Here is a 21,562-nt window from a genome sequence, read left to right as displayed (position 1 = left end):
GATACCTCTGGGGCAGCCTGTGCGTGAATACCTGCTGACTCTGTGCATCACGGCCGCGGTCACCTATCTGCTGACCGGGCCGGTGCGGAAATTCGCCATCGCGGCCGGTGCGATGCCGGAGATCCGCGCCCGTGATGTGCATCGCGAGCCCACTCCGCGGCTCGGTGGCATCGCCATGTTCGGCGGGCTGTGCGCGGGGCTGCTGGTCGCCGCCCATCTGACCAACCTCAAGGACGTCTTCGAGGTCTCCAACGAGCCACGGGCGCTGCTGTCCGGTGCCGGGCTGATCTGGCTGCTGGGCGTGCTGGACGACAAGTGGGGCGTGGACGCGCTGATCAAGCTGGGCGGCCAGATGATCGCCGCCGGTGTGATGGTGCTCCAGGGTCTGACCATCCTGTGGCTTCCGGTGCCCGGTGTGGGGCCGGTCTCGCTGACGCCCTGGCAGGGCACGCTGCTGACCGTCGCCCTGGTCGTCATCACCATCAACGCGGTCAACTTCGTTGACGGGCTCGATGGTTTGGCGTCGGGGATGGTGTGCATCGCCGCCGCCGCGTTCTTCATGTACGCCTACCGCATCTGGTACGGCTACGGCCTGGAGGCGGCCGCGCCCGCCACCCTGTTCGCCGCCGTCCTCATGGGGATGTGCCTGGGCTTCCTGCCGCACAACGCGCACCCCGCGCGGATCTTCATGGGCGACTCGGGCTCGATGCTGATCGGGCTGGTGCTGGCGGCGGGCGCCATCTCCATCACCGGCCAGGTCGACCCGGACGCGATGAAGCTGTTCGAGGGGTCCGAGCAGGCCGCGGTGCACGCCACCGTCCCGGTCTACATCCCGCTGCTGCTGCCGCTGACCGTCATCGCGGTGCCCTTCGCCGACCTGGTGCTGGCCATCGTCCGGCGCACCTGGCGGGGCCAGTCGCCGTTCGCCGCGGACCGCGGCCATCTGCACCACCGGCTGCTGGAGATCGGGCACTCGCACAGCCGGGCCGTCCTGATCATGTACTTCTGGTCGGCGCTGATCGCCTTCGGCGCCGTGGCGTACTCGGTGAACTCGGCCGGTGTGTGGTTCGTCCTCGCGATCGTCGCGCTGAGCGGGGTCGGTCTCGTGCTGTTGCTGCTGCCGCGGTTCACCCCGCGCGTTCCGCGCTGGGCCGAGGCATTCGTGCCGCCGCGCTACCGCCGCGCCAACCGGATCGCACGGGCCGAGCAGGGCGCCGAGGCGCCCGCGGAGCCGGTGGCGGCCGTGGCCGGTGCGGGGTCCGCGGCGTCGGATCCGGAGCCGGCCGCGCCCGAGCCGGTGGGCTCCGGCGTGAACGGCGGCGCGAACGCGGGGATGAACGGCGGGGTGAACGGTGCCACCGCGATCGGCGACCGGTCCCGCTTCACCCACCGCCGCAGGATCGGCTCACCCCAGTAACCGCCCTGGTGATTCCCCCAGAAAGTGCCGGCGGGAACGGTCCGGGGAGAGCGCCGAAGATCACAGGACGGCGTCAGCACGGTACCCAGCCGATAACTCTCCCGTGTGACGTGCAGCACATCCGAAGGGTAAAGACCTCATCAAATAGTTTGTGATACCGTTCACTAAACCCGGTGCTAGACCCGAGGGGCCGTAGGGCGACGGCTCTTCGTCGTGAGGTCTCCTCTGTCCCCGGGGATACGCTCGTCCACGACGAATCGTTGCTTCCGACACTTGCCGGAGAAACCCTTCATGCAGTCCAACGACGCCAGAACGCTCCTGAGTTGCGCCGTGCCCACCGCCGTCGCCGGCGTGGTCGCCGTCGCTGTCGGTGCCGCGTTCGCAGGCGGCAAGGGAGCGATCGGCGCGGGCTTCGGCACATTCGTCGCCATGGTGGTGATGGCTTCGGGGCTGATCGTGCTGGAGCGCACCGCGAAGCATCTCCCGCATCTGTTCCAGGCCATGGGCATGGTGCTTTTCATGACCGAGTTCCTGCTGGTGGCGGTCGTGCTCGCGGTGTTCCAGGACACCACCATGTTCAACGTCAAGGCTTTCGCCCTCGCGCTGCTCGCGGCGACCCTGGTGTGGGTCGGCGCACAGACCCGTGCGCATATGAAGGCGAAGATCCTCTATGTGGAGCCCGAAGCCGAGGACGAACGTAAGCCCGAGGGGGCGAAGAAGTCCGCTCCCGCCGGGTCCACGTCGTGAGAAGTAGGGCCGGGATAAGAGCATGTGCGCTCACCTGCTATCGTCCGGTGCCATCTGAGGCACAGCGGGCGCAGGTAGCTGAACCCCCGGATTCCACGGGACGGAATCGGCGGCCCATGCAGCTGATGCCCGACATACCACTCGGCCACGCGCCGATCAGCCGCCCCCACATCCGCAAGACCAGTCCAGTGCCGTTCCGTGGCCGCGTGCCGCGCCGACACAACGAGGTTGCCGTACCCATGCGCCACGCTGAAGGAGCTCGCGGTGAGTTCTGACCAGACGCTCGCCTTCGAGACGAACTGCCACATCTTCGACGGGTGCGGCTTCCCGGCACCCGGACTCCATTCCTTCAAGTTCGAGCCGCTCTTCTCCGTCGGCGGCTTTGACTTCAACAAGCCGATGCTGCTGGCCCTGCTGGGTACGGTCGCCATCGTCTGGTTCTTCTGGGCCGCTTTCGCGCGGGCCAAGGTCGTGCCGGGCAAGCTTCAGATGATCGGTGAGGCCGGCTACGACTTCGTGCGCCGCGGCCTGGTCTATGAGGCCCTCGGCAAGAAGGAGGGCGAGAAGTACGTCCCTCTCATGGTCTCGATCTTCTTCTTCGTCTGGATCATGAACCTCTGGTCGATCATTCCGGTCGCTCAGTTCCCGGTGACGTCGATCATCGCCTTCCCGGCCGGTCTGGCCGCGATCGTCTACATCCTCTGGATGTACCTGACCTTCAAGAAGCACGGCTTCGTCGGCGGCTGGAAGAACATCACCGGCTACGACAAGGAGCTCGGCGCGATCCTGCCGATGATCGTCGTGATCGAGTTCTTCTCGAACGTCATCATCCGGCCCTTCACCCACGCGGTCCGGCTCTTCGCCAACATGTTCGCGGGTCATCTGCTGCTGCTGATGTTCACCATCGGCACCTGGTACCTGCTGAACGGCATCGGCATCGTCTACGCGGGCGCGTCCTTCGTGATGACGATTCTGCTGACCGCCTTCGAGCTCTTCATCCAGGCTGTCCAGGCGTACGTCTTCGTGCTCTTGGCCTGCAACTACGTCCAGGGCGCGCTCGCCGAGCACCACTGAGCGGACCTGGCTCCCAGACCATCAGACGTCCGGTGGCCAACCCCCACCGGCCCATGAAACGCAAAGGAAGAACCGGCATGTCCGCTCTCCAGACCCTCGCCGCCGACGGCATCACCGGCAACCTCGGCTCGATCGGTTACGGTCTCGCCGCCATCGGCCCCGGCGTCGGCGTCGGCATCATCTTCGGTAACGGCACCCAGGCCCTGGCCCGCCAGCCCGAGGCCGCCGGCCTGATCCGCGCCAACCAGATCATGGGCTTCGCCTTCTGTGAGGCGCTCGCGCTGATCGGTATCGTCATGGGCTTCCTTTTCAAGTCCTGAACGGACCGCTTTAACCACGACAGACGGAAGGCACTGATGTGAACGCCCTGGTACAGGTGGCGGCTGAGGAGAGTGAGAACCCCCTCATCCCGCCGATCCCGGAGCTGGTCATCGGCCTGATCGCCTTTGCCATCGTCTTCTTCTTCCTCGCCAAGAAGCTCCTCCCGAACATCAACCGGGTTCTGGACGAGCGCCGTGAGGCGATCGAAGGCGGCATGGAGAAGGCCGAGGCCACTCAGGCCGAAGCCCAGCAGGTCCTCGAGGACTACCGAGCCCAGCTCGCCGACGCCCGTCACGAGGCCGCGCGACTGCGCCAGGAGGCGCAGGAGCAGGGCGCCGCGCTCATCGCCGAGATGCGCGCGGAGGGCCAGCGGCAGCGTGAGGAGATCATCGCCGCCGGCCACGCCCAGATCGAGGCCGATCGGAAGCAGGCCGCTCAGACCCTGCGCCAGGACGTGGGCAGGCTCGCCACCGACCTGGCCGGCCGGATCGTCGGCGAGTCGCTCGAGGACGTGGCCCGGCAGAGCCGCACCATCGACCGGTTCCTCGACGAACTCGAGGACAAGGCTTCCAAGACGAACGACGGCTCGAAGGCCGAGGCCGGCCGATGAACGGAGCGAGCCGGGAGGCACTGGCAGCCGCGCGCGAGCGCTTCGACGCCCTGACGGACAACACCGCCGTCGACGCGTCGAAGCTCGCCGAGGAGCTGGCCGCCGTCACCGCGCTGCTCGACCGCGAGGTCTCGCTGCGCCGGGTCCTCACCGACCCGGCGCAGCCCGGCGAGGCCAAGGCCGAGCTGGCCGCGCGGGTGCTGGGCGGACAGGTCGGCGGCGAGGCCCTCGACCTGATCTCCGGCCTGGTCCGGTCCCGCTGGTCGCGCTCGCGTGACCTGGTGGACGCGCTGGAGCAGCTGGCCAGCGCCGCCGACCTGGTGGCGGCCGAGCGGACGGGTGCCCTCGACAACGTCGAGGACGAGCTGTTCCGGTTCGGCCGGATCGTCTCCTCCTCGTCCGAGCTCCGGGGTGCGCTCACCGACCGGCGCGCGAGCGTCTCGGCCAAGGCCGGGCTGGTCCGCGAGCTGCTCGGCGGCCGTGCCGACCAGGTGACCGAGCGGCTGGTGATCCGTCTGGTGACCCATCCGCGGGGTCGTAGCCTGGAGGCGGGTCTCGACGAGCTGTCCAAGCTGGCGGCGGAGCGCCGGGACCGTACGGTCGCGGTCGTCACCTCCGCGGTGCCGCTCAGCGACCGGCAGAAGCAGCGGCTCGGCGAGGCACTGGGGAAGCTGTACGGACGGAAGATGCACCTCAACCTCGACGTGGACCCGGAGGTCCTCGGCGGGATCGCCGTGCGCGTCGGCGACGAGATCATCAACGGGACCATCACGGACCGCCTCGAAGAGGCGACCCGTCGGATGGCCGGCTGACACAGCCACCAACTCAACAAGCATGTAAGCGGCCCGAGTTGGGCCGTAGTCAGACACTTCGGGCCCAACAAGGAGAGCAGGGAACCCAGATGGCGGAGCTCACGATCCGGCCGGAGGAGATCCGGGACGCGCTGGAGAACTTTGTCCAGGCGTACAAGCCGGACGCGGCCTCGCGCGAGGAGGTCGGGACGGTCAGCGTTGCCGGCGACGGCATCGCGAAGGTCGAGGGTCTTCCCTCGGCCATGGCGAACGAACTGCTGAAGTTCGAGGACGGCACCCTCGGCCTCGCCCTCAACCTCGAGGAGCGCGAGATCGGTGCGGTCGTCCTCGGTGAGTTCAGCGGCATCGAGGAGGGCCAGCAGGTGCACCGCACCGGCGAGGTTCTCTCGGTCGCCGTCGGCGAGGGCTACCTCGGCCGCGTGGTCGACCCGCTGGGTGCCCCGATCGACGGCCTCGGCGAGATCGAGACCGAGGGCCGCCGTGCCCTTGAGCTGCAGGCCCCCACGGTCATGGACCGTAAGTCGGTGCACGAGCCGATGGAGACGGGCTACAAGGCCGTCGACGCCATGACCCCGATCGGCCGCGGCCAGCGCCAGCTGATCATCGGCGACCGGCAGACCGGCAAGACCGCGCTGTGCGTCGACACGATCATCAACCAGCGCGACAACTGGCGCTCCGGCGACCCCAAGAAGCAGGTCCGCTGCATCTACGTCGCCATCGGCCAGAAGGGCTCCACCATCGCTTCCGTGCGCGGTGCGCTGGAGGAGGCCGGTGCCCTGGAGTACACCACCATCGTCGCCGCCCCGGCGTCCGACCCGGCGGGCTTCAAGTACCTCGCCCCCTACACGGGCTCGGCCATCGGTCAGCACTGGATGTACCAGGGCAAGCACGTCCTGATCGTCTTCGACGACCTGTCCAAGCAGGCCGACGCCTACCGCGCGGTGTCCCTGCTGCTGCGCCGTCCGCCGGGTCGTGAGGCCTACCCGGGCGACGTCTTCTACCTGCACTCCCGGCTGCTGGAGCGCTGCGCCAAGCTCTCCGACGAGATGGGTGCCGGTTCGATGACCGGTCTGCCGATCGTCGAGACCAAGGCGAACGACGTGTCGGCGTTCATTCCGACCAACGTCATCTCCATCACCGACGGTCAGTGCTTCCTCGAGTCGGACCTGTTCAACGCCAACCAGCGGCCGGCCCTCAACGTCGGTATCTCGGTCTCCCGAGTCGGTGGTTCGGCTCAGCACAAGGCCATGCGCCAGGTGTCCGGCCGCCTCCGGGTGGACCTCGCCCAGTACCGTGAGCTCGAGGCCTTCGCGGCCTTCGGCTCGGACCTGGACGCGGCCTCCAAGGCGTCGCTGGAGCGCGGTGCGCGCATGGTCGAGCTGCTGAAGCAGCCGCAGTACGCCCCGTTCTCCACCGAGGACGAGATCGTCTCCATCTGGGCCGGCACCACGGGCAAGATGGACGACGTTCCGGTCGAGGACATCCGCCGCTTCGAGCGGGAGCTGCTGGACTACCTCCACCGTGAGCACAAGTCCCTGCTGACCAGCATCGTCGAGGGCGGCAAGATGTCCGACGACACGATCGCCGCGCTGGGCGAGGCGGTCGACGGCTTCAAGCGGCAGTTCGAGACCTCGGACGGCAAGCTGCTGGGCGAGGACTGAGCATGGGTGCCCAGCTCAGGGTCTACAAGAGGCGGATCAAGTCCGTCTCCGCGACCAAGAAGATCACCAAGGCGATGGAGATGATCGCCGCCTCGCGCGTCGTCAAGGCGCAGCGCCAGGTGGCCGCGTCGACTCCGTACGCCACCGAGCTCACCCGGGCGGTGGGCGCGGTCGCCAAGGGGTCCACCACCCAGCACGCGCTGACCACGGAGAGCGAGAACCCGACCCGTGCCGCGGTCCTGCTCATCACGAGCGACCGCGGTCTCGCGGGCGGCTACTCCTCCAACGTGATCAAGGCGGCCGAGCAGCTCACCGAGCGGCTCACCGGTGAGGGCAAGCAGGTCGACACCTACATCGTCGGCCGTAAGGGCGTGGCCTACTACGGCTTCCGTGAGCGCAAGGTCACGGAGTCGTGGGGCGGCTTCACCGACAACCCCACCTACGCGGACGCCAAGAAGATCGCGGGCCCGCTGATCGAGGCCGTGCTCCAGGAGACGGCCGAGGGCGGCGTGGACGAGCTGCACATCGTCTTCACCGAATTCGTCTCGATGCTGACGCAGACCCCGGTCCAGGACCGGCTGCTGCCGCTCAGCCTCGCGGAGAAGGCGGAGGAGCAGGAGAAGAAGGGCGAGATCCTTCCGCTCTTCGACTTCGAGCCGTCGGCCGAGGACGTCCTGGACGCCCTGCTGCCCCGGTACGTCGAGGCCCGCATCTACAACGCCCTGCTCCAGGCCGCCGCCTCCAAGCACGCGGCCACCCGGCGGGCGATGAAGTCGGCGACCGACAATGCCGAAGAGCTCATCAAGACGCTCACGCGGCTTGCCAACGCGGCCCGCCAGGCCGACATCACCCAGGAAATCAGCGAGATCGTCGGTGGCGCGAGCGCTCTGGCCGACGCCTCCGCGGGGAGTGACTGACACTATGACCACCACTGTTGAGCCAACCGCTGTGGCCGCGGGCCGCGTCGCGCGGGTCATCGGCCCGGTCGTCGACGTGGAGTTCCCCGTCGACGCGATGCCGGAGATCTACAACGCGCTGACCGTCGAGGTTTCGGACCCGGCGCAGGACGGTGCGAAGAAGACCCTGACCCTCGAGGTCGCCCAGCACCTCGGCGAGGGCCTGGTCCGCGCCATCTCCATGGAGCCCACCGACGGTCTGGTCCGCCAGGCCGCGGTGACCGACACCGGCGACGGCATCACCGTGCCGGTCGGCGATGTCACCAAGGGCCGGGTGTTCAACACCCTCGGCAAGATCCTCAACGAGCCCGAGGCCGAGTCCGAGGTCACCGAGCGCTGGTCCATCCACCGCAAGGCCCCGGCCTTCGACCAGCTCGAGTCCAAGACCGAGATGTTCGAGACCGGCCTGAAGGTCGTCGACCTGCTGACCCCGTACGTCAAGGGCGGCAAGATCGGTCTGTTCGGCGGCGCGGGCGTCGGCAAGACCGTGCTCATCCAGGAAATGATCATGCGTGTGGCCAAGCTGCACGAGGGCGTTTCCGTGTTCGCCGGTGTCGGCGAGCGCACCCGTGAGGGCAACGACCTGATCGAGGAGATGGCCGAGTCCGGCGTGCTCCCGCAGACCGCGCTGGTCTTCGGCCAGATGGACGAGCCCCCGGGCACCCGTCTGCGCGTCGCCCTGGCCGGTCTGACCATGGCGGAGTACTTCCGCGATGTGCAGAAGCAGGACGTGCTGTTCTTCATCGACAACATCTTCCGCTTCACCCAGGCCGGTTCCGAGGTCTCGACCCTGCTCGGCCGGATGCCCTCCGCGGTGGGCTACCAGCCGAACCTGGCCGACGAGATGGGCATCCTGCAGGAGCGCATCACCTCGACCCGTGGTCACTCGATCACCTCGATGCAGGCGATCTACGTCCCCGCGGACGACCTGACCGACCCGGCCCCGGCGACCACCTTCGCGCACCTCGACGCGACCACGGTGCTCTCCCGGCCGATCTCGGAGAAGGGCATCTACCCGGCGGTGGACCCGCTGGACTCGACGTCCCGGATCCTGGACCCGCGCTACATCTCGCAGGAGCACTACGACTGCGCCTCGCGCGTGAAGTCGATCCTGCAGAAGTACAAGGACCTCCAGGACATCATCAACATCCTGGGCATCGACGAGCTCGGCGAGGAGGACAAGCTCACCGTCTTCCGCGCCCGCCGTATCGAGCGCTTCCTGTCGCAGAACACCCACGCGGCGAAGCAGTTCACCGGCCTCGACGGATCGGACGTGCCGCTGGACGAATCCATCGCCGCGTTCAACGCGATCGCCGATGGTGAGTTCGACCACTTCCCCGAGCAGGCGTTCTTCATGTGCGGTGGCCTGGACGACCTCAAGGCCAAGGCCAAGGAGCTGGGCGTCTCCTGAGCCCGGTAGCTCCGGGAGAGGGGTGGGCCCGGTCCCACCCCTCTCCGTACGCCCGTTATTCTTTGACGAAAGCCCTGCCCGACCCGGCAGGGAGAGACCCGAGGAGCCACGTTGGCTGCTGAGCTGCACGTCGAGATGGTCGCGGCGGACCGTAGTGTCTGGTCCGGTGCGGCCACCTTGGTCATCGCGCGCACCACATCGGGTGACATCGGCGTCATGCCCGGCCACCAGCCGCTGCTCGGTGTGCTGGAGTCCGGCCCGGTGACCATCCGTTCGGTCGACGGCGGGACGGTCGTGGCCGCGGTGCACGGTGGGTTCATCTCGTTCGCGGACGACAAGCTCTCACTGCTGGCCGAGGTCGCGGAGCTGTCCGACGAGATCGATGTCAAGCGCGCGGAGCGGGCGCTGGAGCGTGCCAAGTCGGAGGCGGACGCCGCCGCCGAGCGGCGCGCCGACGTCCGGCTGCGTGCGGTGGCGGGAGCGCACTGAGCCTGTCACGTACGGTCGGAAAACCTCAGCCGCGGACCTCGCTGGAGCCCTTTCAGCGGTCCGCGGCTGAGGCGATGCAGGTGCGGTTTTTCCGGATGACGCGAGGAGGTCGGTGAAGATGGTCCTCGCTCTGCTTGTGGGCGGCCTGGTCGTCGCGCTGGTGGTGGTGGGACTCTTCGTCTTCGGTCTCCGGCGGCGGCTGATCCAGCGGTCCGGCGGAACCTTCGACTGTTCCCTGCGCTGGGACCCACCCGCAAGCGAATCCGAGACCAGCGGCAAGGGCTGGGTGTACGGGGTCGCCCGCTACAACGGCGACCGCGTCGAGTGGTTCCGGGTCTTCTCCTACGCGCCGAGGCCCCGGCGGATGCTGGAGCGCGCCTCGATCGAGGTGCTGGAGCGGCGCACCCCCAAGGGCGAGGAGGAGCTGGCGCTGCTCTCCGACGCGGTGGTGCTCGCCTGCCGGCACGGCGGGATCCGGCTGGAGCTGGCCATGAGCGAGGACGCCCTGACCGGCTTCCTGGCCTGGCTGGAGGCCGCTCCCCCCGGCCAGCGCGTCAACGTCGCCTAGCTTGAAGGGGCACGGGGCTGTGTCGACGTGCGGCTCCGCCGCGCGGGCGCGACCGGCCACGACACAGCCGCGGATGAACGACCGCACCTCGCGGCACTCCCCGCGGAGCACTTACCGCACACCCAGTTCCTGGGCCAGCACCGCGGCCTGGACCCGGCTGCGCAGCTCCAGCTTGTTCAGCAGCCGGCTGACATGCGTCTTCACCGTCGCCTCCGCCATGCTCAGCCGCGCCGCGATCTGCGCGTTCGACAACCCCTGACCCAGACAGGCCAGCACCTCCCGCTCCCGCGGGGTGAGCGAGGCGAGCGCCGCGGGACTGGGCGTGGTGGGGGAGGGGGCGGCCTGGGGCCGGGCGAACTCCGCGATCAGGCGGCGGGTCACCGCCGTGGCGATCATCCCCTCGCCGCGCCCCACGGTACGGACCGCCTCGATCAGATCGGCCGCCTCGCTGTCCTTGAGCAGGAACCCGGAGGCGCCCGCGCGCAGCGCCCCGAAGACGTACTCGTCGAGGTCGAACGTGGTGAGCACCAGCACATCGGCCAGCTGTTCGGCGACCACCTGGCGGGTCGCCGACACCCCGTCCAGCCGTGGCATCTGGACGTCCATCAGCACCACATCGGGGCGCAGCGCCCGGGCCATCTCCACCGCCTGGAGGCCGTCGACCGCCTCGCCGACCACCTCGACATCGGGGGCGGACCGCAGGATCAGCACCAGCCCGGAACGCACCGCGCTCTGGTCCTCGGCGACCAGAACCCGGATCGGCTCGGACGCGGTGCCGGAGGGCGGGGCGGGCGGGGTCACGGTGGCTCCTGGTCGTCGAAGGGTCATGGCACACTCGGAGCGCTCTCGTCACCCCGGGGCAGCGCGGCCCGCACCTGCCACACCATGCCCCGGGGCCCGGTGACGGGCCCGGCGTCGAGGGTGCCGCCGAGCAGGTTCACCCGCTCCCGCATCCCGATCAGCCCGGTGCCGGAGCCGGGTGCCCGGGGGCCAGAGCGGTCGCCGTAGGGGCTGATGACGCTGACTTCGAGCGGACCGTCCGCGCGATGCGCCAGCGTCACGTCCACCCGGCCGGGCGCGGCGTGCTTGAGGGCGTTGGTGAGCGACTCCTGGACGATGCGGTACGCGGCGAGCTCGACCGGGGCGGGCAGCGGGTCGGCGCCGGCGGGCCGCTCGTCGCACAGGACGATGTCCTGCCCGCCGGGGCGGGCGTTGGCGCGGGCCTGCTCCAGCAGGGTGTCGAGCGCGTCGAGCGTGGAGATGGCGGCCGGTTCCGCCGTGTCCCCGGGGTCCCGCAGCAGCCCGATCAGCCGGCGCATCTCGGCCAGGCCCCGCACGCTGTTCTCCCTGATGACGCCGAGCGCGTCGTCGGTCGCGGCGGGGTCCTTCAGGGAGAGCGCGGCGCTGGAGTGGATGGCGATGGCCGACAGGTGGTTCGCCACCATGTCGTGGAGTTCGCGCGCCATCCGGGAGCGCTCGGAGGCGACCGCCTCCCGCCGGTCCAACTCGGCCAGCAGGGCGACGCGTTCCGCCTCCAGACGGGCCGCCGCGGCCTCCTCGCGGTGGTTGCGGACCACCGTCCCGGTCCACGCCGGGGTGAGGGTGAGCAGCGCGACGAACGGGCCGACCAGCAGCGCCACCGGATCGCCGAAGATGGCCAGCGGCACCACGGTCGCCAGCCCGGTGAGCAGCCCGCAGATCTGGGGGATGCGCCGGGCGGCGAGCGGGCCGGAGTACATGACGGCCGCGTACACCAGGTCGGTGTAGATCAGGAACGTCACGGCCAGCCCGCCGCTGAGGATGTCGACGCCGAGCGCGGCGGTCCCCACGCCCAGACCGACGAGGGGCCGGGAGCGGCGCAGCAGCACGGCCGCCGAGATCACGAACAGCGCGATCAGCCCCAGCCATCGGGGCGTGTGGAAGAACGACTGGTTGTTGTGCACCCCCACCGCCCACATCAGGCCCCCGCCGAGCAGTCCGCAGAGGCCGATCAGGACGTCGTGCCGGTGGGGGCGCGGGAGGTGGGGACGGGACGGCATGGCACCCATCACACCATGTGGCGCGCGGGGTGGGCCTCCCCCTTGAGTCCGGGGCCGCCGCCCGGCGGCGTACATCGAAGGATGCAGCCGGGTTTCATCGCCGACGACGACGCGGGCGCCCTGATCGCCGGGAGAGGGTGGGGCCAAGGGCAGAGCGAGAGAGGAAACATCGTGGTTGTCGCGTTGATCATCGCCTGTGAGGTCGGCTTCTGGGTGCTGCTGGCCATCGGGCTGCTGCTGCGGTACGTGGCGAAGATGCCGAAGGCCAGCACCGCGGTGCTGCTGTGCGAGCCGCTGCTGGAGCTGGTGCTGTTCGTGACGACCGTGATCGACCTGCGGAACGGCGCGGAACCGGACTGGAAGCACGGCCTGGCCGCCGTCTACATCGGATACTCGGCCGCGCTCGGCCATTCGACGATCAAATGGGTCGACGCCCGGGTGGCCCACCGGTTCTTCGGCGGCCCGCCGCCGGTCAAGCCGGCCAAGTACGGCGCGGCCAAGACGCTGCACGAGTGGAAGACGGCCGGCCGCTGGGTGCTGGCGGCGGTCATCGCCATCGCCCTGCTCCAGGGCGCGATCTGGTACGTCGGCGACGACGGCGAGATCGGCTCGCTGCGCGACTGGCAGCTCAAGATGCTCTTCCTGATCGGCATCAACGTGGCCATCGCGCTCAGCTACACACTCTTTCCCAAGCGGGAGCGCTCGGCTTCCTCTGCCCGCTAACCCCCGTAGCGGACAGACCACACCGAGCCCCGCCCCCGCCCCGTCGGCCCCGGCGACGCGCTGCCACGCGCGGCTGGGCCGGCGGGGCCCGTGGTTTTTCAGCGGTTCTCGCCCGGGACCCACAGGACGTCGCCGACCTCCTTGTTGGCCGCGCGGGCCAGGATGAACAGCAGGTCCGAGAGCCGGTTGAGATAGGTGGCGGTGAGCGCGTTCATCGACTCCCCGTGCTCGGCGAGCGCCGCCCAGGTGGAGCGCTCGGCGCGGCGCGCCACCGTGCACGCCTGGTGCAGCAGCGCGGCGCCGGGGGTGCCGCCCGGGAGGATGAAGCTGCGCAGCTTCTCCAGACCCTCCAGGAAACCGTCGCAGTCCGCCTCCAGCTTGTCGATATAGCCCTGCTCCACGCGGAGCGCGGGGTGCTCCGGGTTCTCCACCACGGGGGTGCACAGATCCGCGCCCACGTCGAACAGGTCGTTCTGGACGCGGACCAGCACCTTGACGATCTCGGCGGGCAACTGGCCCAGGGCGATGGCCACCCCGATCGCGGCGTTCGCCTCGTTCGCGTCGGCGTACGCGGCGATCCGGGTATCGGTCTTGGCGGTGCGGCTCATATCGCCGAGGGCGGTGGTGCCCGTGTCCCCGGTACGCGTATAGATGCGGGTGAGATTGACCATGGGTCCGAGCCTACGCGGCCGCCCTACGCCCCGGCCTGACGGAAGAGCCGTGCCCCGAGGGTGACGGCCACCACCGCGAGCGCGGACGCGACCAGCGAGGCCAGCGCGATCTTCCCGTCCCCGTACTCGCCCGCGAAGGCGGCCCGCACCCCGTCCACGAGATAGCGGAACGGCACGAAGTGCGAGGCGATGTCGAGCCAGCGGGGCCCGAGCGACATCGGCAGCAGAATCCCGGACAGCAGCATCGCGGGCATGGTGATGGAGTTGATGACCGGCGCGAACCCCTGGGGGGACGCCACCCGCATCGCCAGCGCGTAGGAGAGCGAGGCGAGCGAGATGGTCAGCACGCCGACGAAGACGAAGCCGATCGCCACGCCCAGCACCGGGGCGCGCAGCCCGAGCACCACGGCGACGCACACCAGCAGCAGCGACTGCACCAGCAGCAGGACGACGTCCTTGAGCACCCGGCCCATGAGCAGCGCCAGCCGGCTGACCGGGGTGACCCGCATCCGCTCGATGACGCCCGTGCGCCGTTCGAGGATCAGCCCGATCCCGGTGAACGAGGCGCTGAACAGGCCGAGTTGGACGAGGATTCCGGGGACGACGGTCTGCCAGGAGCTGGCCCGGCCGCCCAGCGGCAGATCGGTGAGCAGCGGGCCGAAGAAGACGAGGAAGAGCAGCGGCTGGACCATCCCGAAGATCAGGGCGGGCTTGGAGCGCAGCGTCTGGCGGGCGTAGCGGCCGAATATCAGGGCCGTGTCGGAGACGACGTGGGGCATGGGGCCTTCCTTGGGGGGCTTCTTGCGGGGCTTGGGGCGCTGTGGGTGACCGCGCGTCAGACAGCGAGCGGGGCGGGATTCCGCGGGGCGGTGCCGCGCCCGGTGATGGCGATGAAGGCGTCCTGGAGGGTGGCGTCCGGTGAGCCGCCGTGCTCGGCCTTGAGCCGCTCAGCCGTCCCCTCGGCGGCCACCAGGCCCTGGTCGACGATGACCAGACGGTCGGCCAGGGCCTCCGCCTCGTCCAGGTAGTGGGTGGTCAGGAAGACCGTCATGCCGTGCTCGGAGCGCAGCCGGCGGATCAGCTGCCACAGATCGGCGCGGCTGCCGGGGTCGAGGCCGGTGGTCGGCTCGTCCAGGAAGAGGATCTCGGGCCGGTGGACCAGGCCGAGGGCGATGTCCAGCCGCCGCCGCTGCCCGCCGGAGAGCGCGGCGCAGGGGCGGTCCAGCAGGTCGGCGAGGCCCAGGTCCTGGGCCAGCTCCCCGGCGCGGGCGGTCGCCTCGGCCCTGGCCATCCGGTAGAGCCGCCCCTGGGTGACCAACTCCTCCCGTACGGAGACGGTCGGATCGACCCCGCCGGCCTGCGCCACGTAGCCGATCCGCCGGCGCACCCCCGCCGGATCGCGGGCGAGGTCGCGCCCGGCGACGGTGGCGCTGCCGCCGGTGGGCGGGAGCAGCGTGGTGAGCATGCGCAGCGTGGTGGTCTTGCCCGCCCCGTTGGGCCCGAGGAAGCCGAGGATCTCACCTGGCTCGACGGTCAGGTCGATACCGCGCACGGCGGTCACGGGGCCGCGCTTGGTCCGGAAGGTGCGGGTGAGGCCGTTCGTCGTGATGACTGCCATGCGACTCAGAAAAACAGAGACTCACTAATTTTGCAACGACCCCAAAAATCAAGCAGCCCCAGCGAAGCTAGGATGGGGCCATGGCGGAAGGACTCAGGGAGCGGAAGAAGCGGCAGACCAGGCAGCACATCTCGGACGTGGCGACCGGGCTGTTCATGGAGCGCGGCTTCGACGCGGTCACGATCGCGGAGATCGCCGAGGCGGCCGAGGTCTCCGTCAATACGGTCTACAACTACTTCCCGGCCAAGGAGGACCTCTTCGTCGACCGCGAGGAGGAGGTCGTCGACCGCCCCTCCCGGCTGGTCCGCGAGCGCGCGGCCGGACGGTCGGCGGCGCGGGCGCTGATGGACCAGTTGCGCCAGGACATCCGCGAACGGCACGCCTACGTCGGGCTGACCGAGGGCTATGAGCGGTTCCGTCAGGTCATCGTGGAGTCCCCGACGCTGATGGCCAGACTCTTCGCCATCCAGGGCCGGACGGTCCACCAGCTCGGTGCCACCCTGCGCGAGGAGGCCGCCGCCGACCCGCGGGACCCGACGCCCGAGTTCATCGCGCACCAGCTCATCGGGTTGCAGAACGCCGTCCTGCGCTCCATCATCCGCGGGCTCGCGGAGGGCGGCGGCGTGGCCGAGGTCGCCGAGGACGCCCTGCGCAACGTCGATGTCATGGAATCGCTTCTCAGCGACACGGTGCTCAACTATGCGGTGAAGAACACACCGTGACGCGCGTTACGAGGGGCTGCCCGCAGGGGTGAACGGGCGTTAAGGTCCGGCACATCGGACTGTTGACCAGATCAGGTGGAACGAAGGGGTGTGTGTCGTGGCCAAGAAGCTCGCGGTCATCGGAGCCGGACTCATGGGGTCCGGTATCGCGCAGGTCTCGGCCCAGGCCGGCTGGGACGTGGTGCTGCGCGATGTGACCGATGAGGCGCTGCGCCGCGGCACCGACGGCATCAGGGCCTCGTACGAGAAGTTCGTCTCCAAGGGCAAGCTGGCGGCGGAGGAGGCCGAGCGGGCGCTGGGCCGGATCACCACCACGACCGACCTCGAGGCCGCCGCCGACGCGGATGTCGTGGTGGAGGCGGTCTTCGAGAAGGTCGAGGTCAAGCGGGAGATCTTCCGTACCCTCGACGAACTGGTCAAGGACGACACGATCCTGGCCTCGAACACCTCCGCCATTCCGATCACCAAGATCGCCGCGGCCACCCGGCACCCGGAGCGGGTCGTCGGCACCCACTTCTTCTCGCCCGTCCCGATGATGGGTTTGTGCGAGCTGGTCCGCGGTCACAAGACGAGTGACGAAACCCTGGCCGCCGCCCGGGAGTTCGCGGAGGGCGTCGGCAAGACCTGCATCGTCGTCAACCGCGATGTCGCGGGCTTCGTCACCACCCGGCTGATCTCCGCACTCGTCGTGGAAGCGGCGAAGCTGTACGAGTCGGGGGTCGCCACGGCCGAGGACATCGACACGGCCTGCAAGCTGGGCTTCGGCCATGCGATGGGACCCCTCGCGACGGCCGACCTGACCGGCGTGGACATTCTGCTGCACGCCACCGACAACATCTACACCGAGTCGCAGGACGAGAAGTTCGCACCGCCGGAGATCATGCGCCGGATGGTCGACGCGGGGGACATCGGCCGCAAGAGCGGCGAGGGCTTCTACCGCTACTGAGGGCCCTGGTGCGGCGCCAGGCCCGGAACTCACCCTCCTGGGTGAATTCGGTATCGGTTCGCTTACAGACGGCAACTTCCGCGTGTGAGAGGCAGTCAGTTCTGTAGACAGAAATGGCGCATTGACGACACGACGCACCGTATAGGGGAGCGCATATGCACATCAGGGGCGACCACGCCGAGCTGGTCGTCGGGGGCCGACTGGACGTCCGGAGCGCGGCGGACGCCCGTACGGCCCTGCACACCGCCGTCGACGCCGGCGGCGGGGATCTCGTTCTCGACCTGACCGAACTGGACTCCTGGGACGCCACCGGGCTCGGGGTGATCATGGGCGCGCACCGCCGCGCGGGCCGGATGGGCAGACGGCTGGTGCTGCGCGGGGTGCCGCCCCAGATGCAGCGGCTGCTGGTGGCCACCCGGCTGCATCGCATCCTGGCGATCGAAGGCGGGCTGGAGGCGGAGTCACTGCCGCGAGTGTGAGCCGTGCGGGCCGGATATCCGGGGGTGGTGGGTTACCCGGGGTGGCGTGGGCCCCCTCCCGCGCGGTGGATACTGTGAGCAGGTCCAGGCCGTGTGATACGGCCCGGGGTTCGGTGAATGCCGGACACATTCCCTACGGCGGCACCGGACCAGAAGCGAAGGCAGGCCGGGGAGCCTTACAGCACGCCACGCATCTGGGGGGCAAGGACCATGGACCCGAAGAACCGCGGATCGCACGAGCACGGCTGGGACGAGTCCGGGCCGGGCGCGGCGTCCGGTGCGCCGCATGCGGCGGACACCCCCGGCGCCGGCTCGCCGTCACGCCCGCCCGCGCCGTCGGGGCGGCCGGGGGACATACCGACGCCGTCGCTGGGCAGCCCGGTGCCCGGCTCCTCCGCCTCGTCGGCCTCCTCGGCATCTTCCGTATCCTCCGACCCTGCTGGGCCTCCCGCCCGCACCGCGCGCATCGTCACCGGTGACTACCTGCTCACCGTCAACCCCGTCGACGGCAGCGAGATAGAACCCTGCCCGCCCGGACAGCGCCCCGCCCGGCCCGAGCGCCACGGCCCCGACGAGCGGGCCGAGCTGCGCCACGCCGCCGCCGCGCCGCGTCCCTCCGGCACCGTCCTGCCCGACCTGCCGATGCTGGAGCGCGACGAGGAGCGGGAGCGGCTGGCCCGGCTGCTCGCCCGCGGCCGCTCGGTGCGGGTCACCGGGCCCTCCGGCTCGGGGCGCAGCACCCTGCTGGAGGCCGTGGCCGCCGACTGCGAGCGGCTGGCGCCCGACGGTGTCGTACGCCTCTCCGGCTACCACCGCACCCCCGCCGACCTCCTCCACGACCTCTACGCCGCCGTCTTCAGCGCACCGCTGTACCGGCCCGAGCGCGCGGAGCTGCTGGAGGCGGTCCAGGGGGTCGGCGCGGTCGTCGTCCTCGACGACATCGAGTTCGGCGGCGCCGCGCTGGACGAGTTCCTCGACGCGACCCCCGAATGCGCGTTCCTGATCTCCGCCACCCCCGACGTCCCGGCGCCCTCCGCCGAATCCCACCTCGAAGAGGTCTTCCTCTCCGGGCTCAGCCGTACGGCCGGGCTCGACCTGCTGGCGCGGGCCGCGCGACGGCCCCTGGAGGAGGACGAGGCGAGCTGGGCGGCCGACCTGTGGTTCGAGTCCGAGGGGCTGCCGCTGCGCTTCGTCCAGGCGGGCGCGCTGCTGCGGCAGCGCGACGCCCTGCGCGACGACCCCGCCGCGCGGGAGGCGGGCGGGGGCCATGACGTCCCGCTGCCCTCGATCGCCGAGGCGGCGTCCCCCGCCGCGCTGCTCGCCGGACGGCTGAGCGAGGCGGCCCACGACGCCCTGCGGTTCGCGGTCGCGCTCGGCGGCGAATGCCCGCACCAGGTGCATCTGCGCGCGCTGTCCGCGGACACCCACGCGGACGCGGCCCTCGGCGAACTGCTCGGCTGCGGCCTCGTCACCGCGGCCTGGGCGCACCACCGGCTGGCGGCGCGCGTCACCGCCCAGCTCGCGGAGGAGGGCTACGCCGACGCGGACGCCGGGCGCGCCCACGCCGTCGCCGGGCACTACGCCTGGTGGGCCGGGCACCCCTCGGTGGCCCCCGAGCGCGTCGCCGCCGAGGCCGACGCGATCCTCGCGGCCATGACCGCGCTCATCGGCAGCCGCGAGCCGGGCCACGCGGACGCCGCCGTGCTCCTCGCCCGCGCCGCCGCGCCCGCCTTCGCCGCGGCGCTGCACTGGGGCGCCTGGGAGCGCGCGGTGCGGCACGGCCAGGAGGCCGCGCGGCTGGCGGGACAGGTCGCGGACGAGGCGTACTTCCACCATGAGCTGGGCGTCCTCGCGCTGTGCACGGGCCATCCGGACCGGGCCCGTGCCGAGCTGGAGGCGTCCGTCGGGCTGCGGGGCGTTCTCGCGGACAAGCGGGGCACGGTCGCGGGCCGGCGCGCGCTGGCGCTGGTCGCCGACCGCTCGCCCGGTTCGGCGATGGCCGGGGCGTTCGGGGCGGGCGGCGGAAGCCGTAAGGGCGAGGACGTGACGCCCCCGGCGGCGGGCGCCGCACCGGGCGACACCGAGACCACGATCGTCACCCCGAAGGCGGCCACGACGACGCCGATGCCTGCCACGGGTACCCCGGCCCCGGCAAAGGCGGTGACGGCGGTGGTCCCGGCCGTCTCCCGGACCACGGTGGCCGCCACCCCCTCGGCCCTGACCTCCGCTTCGGCCCCCGCTCCTGCCGGGCCCTCGGGCGACGAACCGCGGGGTCTGCGCCGGCTGGCGATGCAGGGTGCCCGGCGCAATGTGGTCGCGGCCTCCGCGGGCGTGCTGCTGGTGGCCGTGCTCGGCACCGTCGTGACCCTGGGCGCCACCTCGGGCGACGACTCCGACAGCCCCTCCGACAAGGTCAAGCCGGACCGGTCGGCCTCTCAGCAGGACGACGACAAGGGCCTGACCGCCGACGAGCCCACCCACGGCACCGGCCAGGACCCCCAGCCCGGCCTCAGCGGGACACCCAAGGCGTCCACCTCCCCGACCGCGCCGAGCGGCAGCGGCTCGCCCAGCGGCACCACGACGTCCAGCGACCCGTCGTCCACCAGCGGTTCGCCCTCCGACACCGAGCAGCCGCCCTCGCCGCCGTCGTCGGACCCGACGACCAGCGGTCCGCGGCCCACGACCAAGCCGCCGACGAGCAAGCCGCCGACGCCGACCGGCGAGCCCACCAAGCCGACGCCCACGACCTCCGCCCCGACGCAGACCCCCACCGGCGACACCTCCACGACGGCGAGCGCGCCCACGACCCACACGGCGTCGGGCACGGCCTCTCCGGTCGCGTAGCCGGGGGAGCGCTGTACGGGGGCGCGAGGGGCGCGCCCTGGGCGCCGGGCGCCGGATCACGCCAGACGGTGTCCGGCCCGCGTGGCGTGATCTCGTCGCCCCACGGAGCCCGTACGACGGAAGGGCGCCGGGGCCCGATGGCCCCGGCGCCCCCGTGTCGGCCCGGCGTCAGCCCCGTGTCAGAACAGGCGGAGCTTGTCGTCCTCGATGCCCCGCAGCGCGTCGTAGTCCAGCACCACGCAGCCGATGCTCCGGTCCGTGGCGAGGACGCGGGCCTGGGGCTTGATCTCCTGGGCGGCGAAGATGCCCTTCACCGGGGCGAGATGCGGGTCCCGGTTGAGGAGTTCGAGATAGCGGGTGAGCTGCTCGACACCGTCGATCTCACCACGGCGTTTGATCTCCACGGCGACCGTCGTCCCGTCCGCGTCGCGGCAGAGAATGTCCACGGGACCGATGGCAGTGGGGTATTCACGCCGAATAAGCGTCCAGCCATCGCCCAGTGTCTCGATCCGGTCGGCGAGCAACTCCTGCAGATGGGCCTCCACACCGTCCTTGATCAGGCCAGGGTCGACGCCGAGCTCATGCGAGGAGTCATGGAGGACCTCCTCCATGGTGATGATGAGCTTCTCGCCCGCTTTGTTCACGACCGTCCACACATCGTCGTCGCCTTCTTTCAGCGTGCACGGCGGAGACATCCAGTTGAGGGGTTTGTAGGCCCTGTCGTCCGCGTGGATGGACACACTGCCGTCGGCCTTGACGAGGATCAGGCGGGGTGCCGAGGGGAGGTGGGCGGTGAGGCGGCCGGCGTAGTCCACGGAGCACCGGGCGATGACGAGACGCATGGTCGGCAACGCTACTCGACCACCGCCGCCCGACGCGATTCGTCCGGCGATGGACCCCTTCGGGGATGGCTGGTTGTGTGCCCATTCTCCTGGTGCGGGCGGAGTGGCCGAATTACCGTTGAAGCGGGCGGTCGTCGGACGGGTACGCTGCGTCGCCGTCCGCCCTTCCCATCCCTGAGACCCCGCGCGCGGGGTCGCGAGAGGAGAACCCATGTCGCTCGACGTCTCACCGGCCCTGCTCGAACAGGCCGAGCGAGGCGAGGTCGACGAAGCAGCCTTCGTCGACTGCGTCCGGAACTCCCTACCCTACGCCTGGGAGATGATCAGCTCTCTGGTGGCCCAGCTGAAGGTGGACGGCGGGGAGTTCGCCGACAACCAGACGCCGCCGCCCGATGAGCAGGCACGCGGTCAACTGCTTCGCGCACTCGCCAGTGACGCGATACGCGGCGCGCTGCAGCGCCACTTCGGGGTGCGGCTGGCCTTCCAGAACTGCCACCGGGTGGCCGTCTTCCCGATGGACGCGTCCGCCGACGAACGCCTCGCCCGCTTCACCTCGGTCCGGGGGCAGCTGCTCAACCAGTCACCCGAACTCCGCGACTGCTGACGGGACAT

Annotated in this window: 23 protein-coding genes; 17 read left to right on the top strand and 6 right to left on the bottom strand. The window is 70.4% G+C overall.

The window, feature by feature from the left end:
- The first annotated feature begins 7 nt into the window (after positions 1 to 7).
- The 11 genes from J8403_RS15100 (at position 8) to J8403_RS15050 (ending at position 10,066) form a co-directional block, all read left to right on the top strand.
- A complete protein-coding gene (locus J8403_RS15100) occupies positions 8 to 1,417 on the top strand; it encodes an MraY family glycosyltransferase (RefSeq protein ID WP_211128255.1) in 1,410 nt (469 codons plus the stop codon).
- A gap of 291 nt (positions 1,418 to 1,708) precedes the next feature.
- Positions 1,709 to 2,164 carry a Cg1360 family ATP-synthase-associated protein gene (locus J8403_RS15095; protein WP_014054922.1) on the top strand — a complete coding sequence of 152 codons (456 nt, stop codon included), beginning with the start codon at positions 1,709 to 1,711 and terminating at the stop codon, positions 2,162 to 2,164.
- Between the two features lie 264 nt (positions 2,165 to 2,428).
- The gene (atpB, locus tag J8403_RS15090; protein WP_059147674.1) at positions 2,429 to 3,238 is read left to right on the top strand and encodes a F0F1 ATP synthase subunit A; all 810 of its coding nucleotides are present in this window, start codon (positions 2,429 to 2,431) and stop codon (positions 3,236 to 3,238) included.
- A gap of 77 nt (positions 3,239 to 3,315) precedes the next feature.
- Positions 3,316 to 3,558, top strand: coding sequence for an ATP synthase F0 subunit C (gene atpE / locus J8403_RS15085; RefSeq protein ID WP_037951036.1), 243 nt, complete (start codon positions 3,316 to 3,318; stop codon positions 3,556 to 3,558).
- A gap of 38 nt (positions 3,559 to 3,596) precedes the next feature.
- Positions 3,597 to 4,169, top strand: a complete 573-nt coding sequence (locus J8403_RS15080) for a F0F1 ATP synthase subunit B (RefSeq protein ID WP_211123644.1) — start codon at positions 3,597 to 3,599, stop codon at positions 4,167 to 4,169.
- Positions 4,166 to 4,981, top strand: a complete 816-nt coding sequence (locus J8403_RS15075) for a F0F1 ATP synthase subunit delta (RefSeq protein ID WP_211123643.1) — start codon at positions 4,166 to 4,168, stop codon at positions 4,979 to 4,981. The genes J8403_RS15080 and J8403_RS15075 overlap by 4 nt, the downstream gene beginning before the upstream one ends.
- A gap of 89 nt (positions 4,982 to 5,070) precedes the next feature.
- Positions 5,071 to 6,642 (top strand): F0F1 ATP synthase subunit alpha, encoded by a 1,572-nt coding sequence (gene atpA / locus J8403_RS15070; RefSeq protein ID WP_211123642.1) that lies wholly within the window; start codon positions 5,071 to 5,073, stop codon positions 6,640 to 6,642.
- A 2-nt stretch (positions 6,643 to 6,644) separates the two neighbouring features.
- A complete protein-coding gene (locus J8403_RS15065; protein ID WP_211123641.1) occupies positions 6,645 to 7,559 on the top strand; it encodes a F0F1 ATP synthase subunit gamma in 915 nt (304 codons plus the stop codon).
- A 4-nt stretch (positions 7,560 to 7,563) separates the two neighbouring features.
- Positions 7,564 to 9,009, top strand: coding sequence for a F0F1 ATP synthase subunit beta (atpD, locus tag J8403_RS15060; RefSeq protein WP_211123640.1), 1,446 nt, complete (start codon positions 7,564 to 7,566; stop codon positions 9,007 to 9,009).
- Positions 9,010 to 9,120: 111 nt separating this feature from the next.
- A complete protein-coding gene (locus J8403_RS15055; protein ID WP_211123639.1) occupies positions 9,121 to 9,498 on the top strand; it encodes a F0F1 ATP synthase subunit epsilon in 378 nt (125 codons plus the stop codon).
- A 118-nt stretch (positions 9,499 to 9,616) separates the two neighbouring features.
- Entirely contained in the window at positions 9,617 to 10,066 is a 450-nt protein-coding gene (locus tag J8403_RS15050) for a DUF2550 domain-containing protein (RefSeq protein ID WP_211123638.1), read from the top strand.
- Between the two features lie 111 nt (positions 10,067 to 10,177).
- Here the strand turns inward: J8403_RS15050 and J8403_RS15045 are convergent, their stop codons facing one another.
- Entirely contained in the window at positions 10,178 to 10,894 is a 717-nt protein-coding gene (locus J8403_RS15045; RefSeq protein WP_425519789.1) for a response regulator, read from the bottom strand.
- A complete protein-coding gene (locus tag J8403_RS15040; protein ID WP_211123636.1) occupies positions 10,891 to 12,105 on the bottom strand; it encodes a sensor histidine kinase in 1,215 nt (404 codons plus the stop codon). The genes J8403_RS15045 and J8403_RS15040 overlap by 4 nt, the downstream gene beginning before the upstream one ends.
- Positions 12,106 to 12,276: 171 nt before the next feature.
- Between J8403_RS15040 and J8403_RS15035 the strand changes: the two genes are divergently transcribed.
- Positions 12,277 to 12,828 carry a hypothetical protein gene (locus J8403_RS15035; protein ID WP_211123635.1) on the top strand — a complete coding sequence of 184 codons (552 nt, stop codon included), beginning with the start codon at positions 12,277 to 12,279 and terminating at the stop codon, positions 12,826 to 12,828.
- A 98-nt stretch (positions 12,829 to 12,926) separates the two neighbouring features.
- Here J8403_RS15035 and J8403_RS15030 read toward each other — a convergent pair whose 3' ends face one another.
- The 3 genes from J8403_RS15030 to J8403_RS15020 are packed head-to-tail and all read right to left on the bottom strand — an operon-like array spanning position 12,927 to position 15,117.
- The gene (locus J8403_RS15030; protein WP_211123634.1) at positions 12,927 to 13,499 is read right to left on the bottom strand and encodes a cob(I)yrinic acid a,c-diamide adenosyltransferase; all 573 of its coding nucleotides are present in this window, start codon (positions 13,497 to 13,499) and stop codon (positions 12,927 to 12,929) included.
- Positions 13,500 to 13,522: 23 nt separating this feature from the next.
- Positions 13,523 to 14,278 carry an ABC transporter permease gene (locus tag J8403_RS15025; protein WP_211123633.1) on the bottom strand — a complete coding sequence of 252 codons (756 nt, stop codon included), beginning with the start codon at positions 14,276 to 14,278 and terminating at the stop codon, positions 13,523 to 13,525.
- Positions 14,279 to 14,334: 56 nt separating this feature from the next.
- Positions 14,335 to 15,117 (bottom strand): ABC transporter ATP-binding protein, encoded by a 783-nt coding sequence (locus J8403_RS15020; protein ID WP_211123632.1) that lies wholly within the window; start codon positions 15,115 to 15,117, stop codon positions 14,335 to 14,337.
- Between the two features lie 80 nt (positions 15,118 to 15,197).
- Here J8403_RS15020 and J8403_RS15015 point away from each other — a divergent pair, with 80 nt between their 5' ends.
- From J8403_RS15015 to J8403_RS15000, 4 genes are all read left to right on the top strand, one after another.
- Positions 15,198 to 15,839, top strand: a complete 642-nt coding sequence (locus tag J8403_RS15015) for a TetR/AcrR family transcriptional regulator (RefSeq protein ID WP_211123631.1) — start codon at positions 15,198 to 15,200, stop codon at positions 15,837 to 15,839.
- A gap of 97 nt (positions 15,840 to 15,936) precedes the next feature.
- Positions 15,937 to 16,785: a 3-hydroxyacyl-CoA dehydrogenase family protein gene (locus tag J8403_RS15010; RefSeq protein WP_211123630.1), complete on the top strand. Its 849-nt coding sequence runs from the start codon at positions 15,937 to 15,939 to the stop codon at positions 16,783 to 16,785.
- Between the two features lie 155 nt (positions 16,786 to 16,940).
- A complete protein-coding gene (locus J8403_RS15005) occupies positions 16,941 to 17,264 on the top strand; it encodes an STAS domain-containing protein (RefSeq protein ID WP_211123629.1) in 324 nt (107 codons plus the stop codon).
- A 210-nt stretch (positions 17,265 to 17,474) separates the two neighbouring features.
- Entirely contained in the window at positions 17,475 to 20,108 is a 2,634-nt protein-coding gene (locus J8403_RS15000) for an ATP-binding protein (RefSeq protein ID WP_211123628.1), read from the top strand.
- A gap of 179 nt (positions 20,109 to 20,287) precedes the next feature.
- Here J8403_RS15000 and nucS read toward each other — a convergent pair whose 3' ends face one another.
- Positions 20,288 to 20,950: an endonuclease NucS gene (nucS, locus tag J8403_RS14995; protein ID WP_203348529.1), complete on the bottom strand. Its 663-nt coding sequence runs from the start codon at positions 20,948 to 20,950 to the stop codon at positions 20,288 to 20,290.
- Between the two features lie 211 nt (positions 20,951 to 21,161).
- Between nucS and J8403_RS14990 the strand changes: the two genes are divergently transcribed.
- Positions 21,162 to 21,554: an SCO5389 family protein gene (locus J8403_RS14990; RefSeq protein WP_037951008.1), complete on the top strand. Its 393-nt coding sequence runs from the start codon at positions 21,162 to 21,164 to the stop codon at positions 21,552 to 21,554.
- Positions 21,555 to 21,562: the final 8 nt, after the last annotated feature.

The organism is Streptomyces yatensis (assembly GCF_018069625.1).
GTDB classification, from domain to species: Bacteria; Actinomycetota; Actinomycetes; order Streptomycetales; family Streptomycetaceae; genus Streptomyces; species Streptomyces yatensis.
This window is presented reverse-complemented; position numbering and strand designations above follow the sequence as displayed.

Coding starts and splice junctions, on each gene's coding strand:
- J8403_RS15095 (WP_014054922.1), top strand. CDS start 1,709: ATGCAGTCCAACGACGCCAGAACGCTCCTGAGTTGCGCCGTGCCCACC.
- atpE (WP_037951036.1), top strand. CDS start 3,316: ATGTCCGCTCTCCAGACCCTCGCCGCCGACGGCATCACCGGCAACCTC.
- J8403_RS15075 (WP_211123643.1), top strand. CDS start 4,166: ATGAACGGAGCGAGCCGGGAGGCACTGGCAGCCGCGCGCGAGCGCTTC.
- atpA (WP_211123642.1), top strand. CDS start 5,071: ATGGCGGAGCTCACGATCCGGCCGGAGGAGATCCGGGACGCGCTGGAG.
- J8403_RS15065 (WP_211123641.1), top strand. CDS start 6,645: ATGGGTGCCCAGCTCAGGGTCTACAAGAGGCGGATCAAGTCCGTCTCC.
- atpD (WP_211123640.1), top strand. CDS start 7,564: ATGACCACCACTGTTGAGCCAACCGCTGTGGCCGCGGGCCGCGTCGCG.
- J8403_RS15050 (WP_211123638.1), top strand. CDS start 9,617: ATGGTCCTCGCTCTGCTTGTGGGCGGCCTGGTCGTCGCGCTGGTGGTG.
- J8403_RS15045 (WP_425519789.1), bottom strand. CDS start 10,894: ATGACCCTTCGACGACCAGGAGCCACCGTGACCCCGCCCGCCCCGCCC.
- J8403_RS15040 (WP_211123636.1), bottom strand. CDS start 12,105: ATGCCGTCCCGTCCCCACCTCCCGCGCCCCCACCGGCACGACGTCCTG.
- J8403_RS15030 (WP_211123634.1), bottom strand. CDS start 13,499: ATGGTCAATCTCACCCGCATCTATACGCGTACCGGGGACACGGGCACC.
- J8403_RS15025 (WP_211123633.1), bottom strand. CDS start 14,278: ATGCCCCACGTCGTCTCCGACACGGCCCTGATATTCGGCCGCTACGCC.
- J8403_RS15020 (WP_211123632.1), bottom strand. CDS start 15,117: ATGGCAGTCATCACGACGAACGGCCTCACCCGCACCTTCCGGACCAAG.
- J8403_RS15015 (WP_211123631.1), top strand. CDS start 15,198: ATGGCGGAAGGACTCAGGGAGCGGAAGAAGCGGCAGACCAGGCAGCAC.
- J8403_RS15005 (WP_211123629.1), top strand. CDS start 16,941: ATGCACATCAGGGGCGACCACGCCGAGCTGGTCGTCGGGGGCCGACTG.
- J8403_RS15000 (WP_211123628.1), top strand. CDS start 17,475: ATGGACCCGAAGAACCGCGGATCGCACGAGCACGGCTGGGACGAGTCC.
- nucS (WP_203348529.1), bottom strand. CDS start 20,950: ATGCGTCTCGTCATCGCCCGGTGCTCCGTGGACTACGCCGGCCGCCTC.
- J8403_RS14990 (WP_037951008.1), top strand. CDS start 21,162: ATGTCGCTCGACGTCTCACCGGCCCTGCTCGAACAGGCCGAGCGAGGC.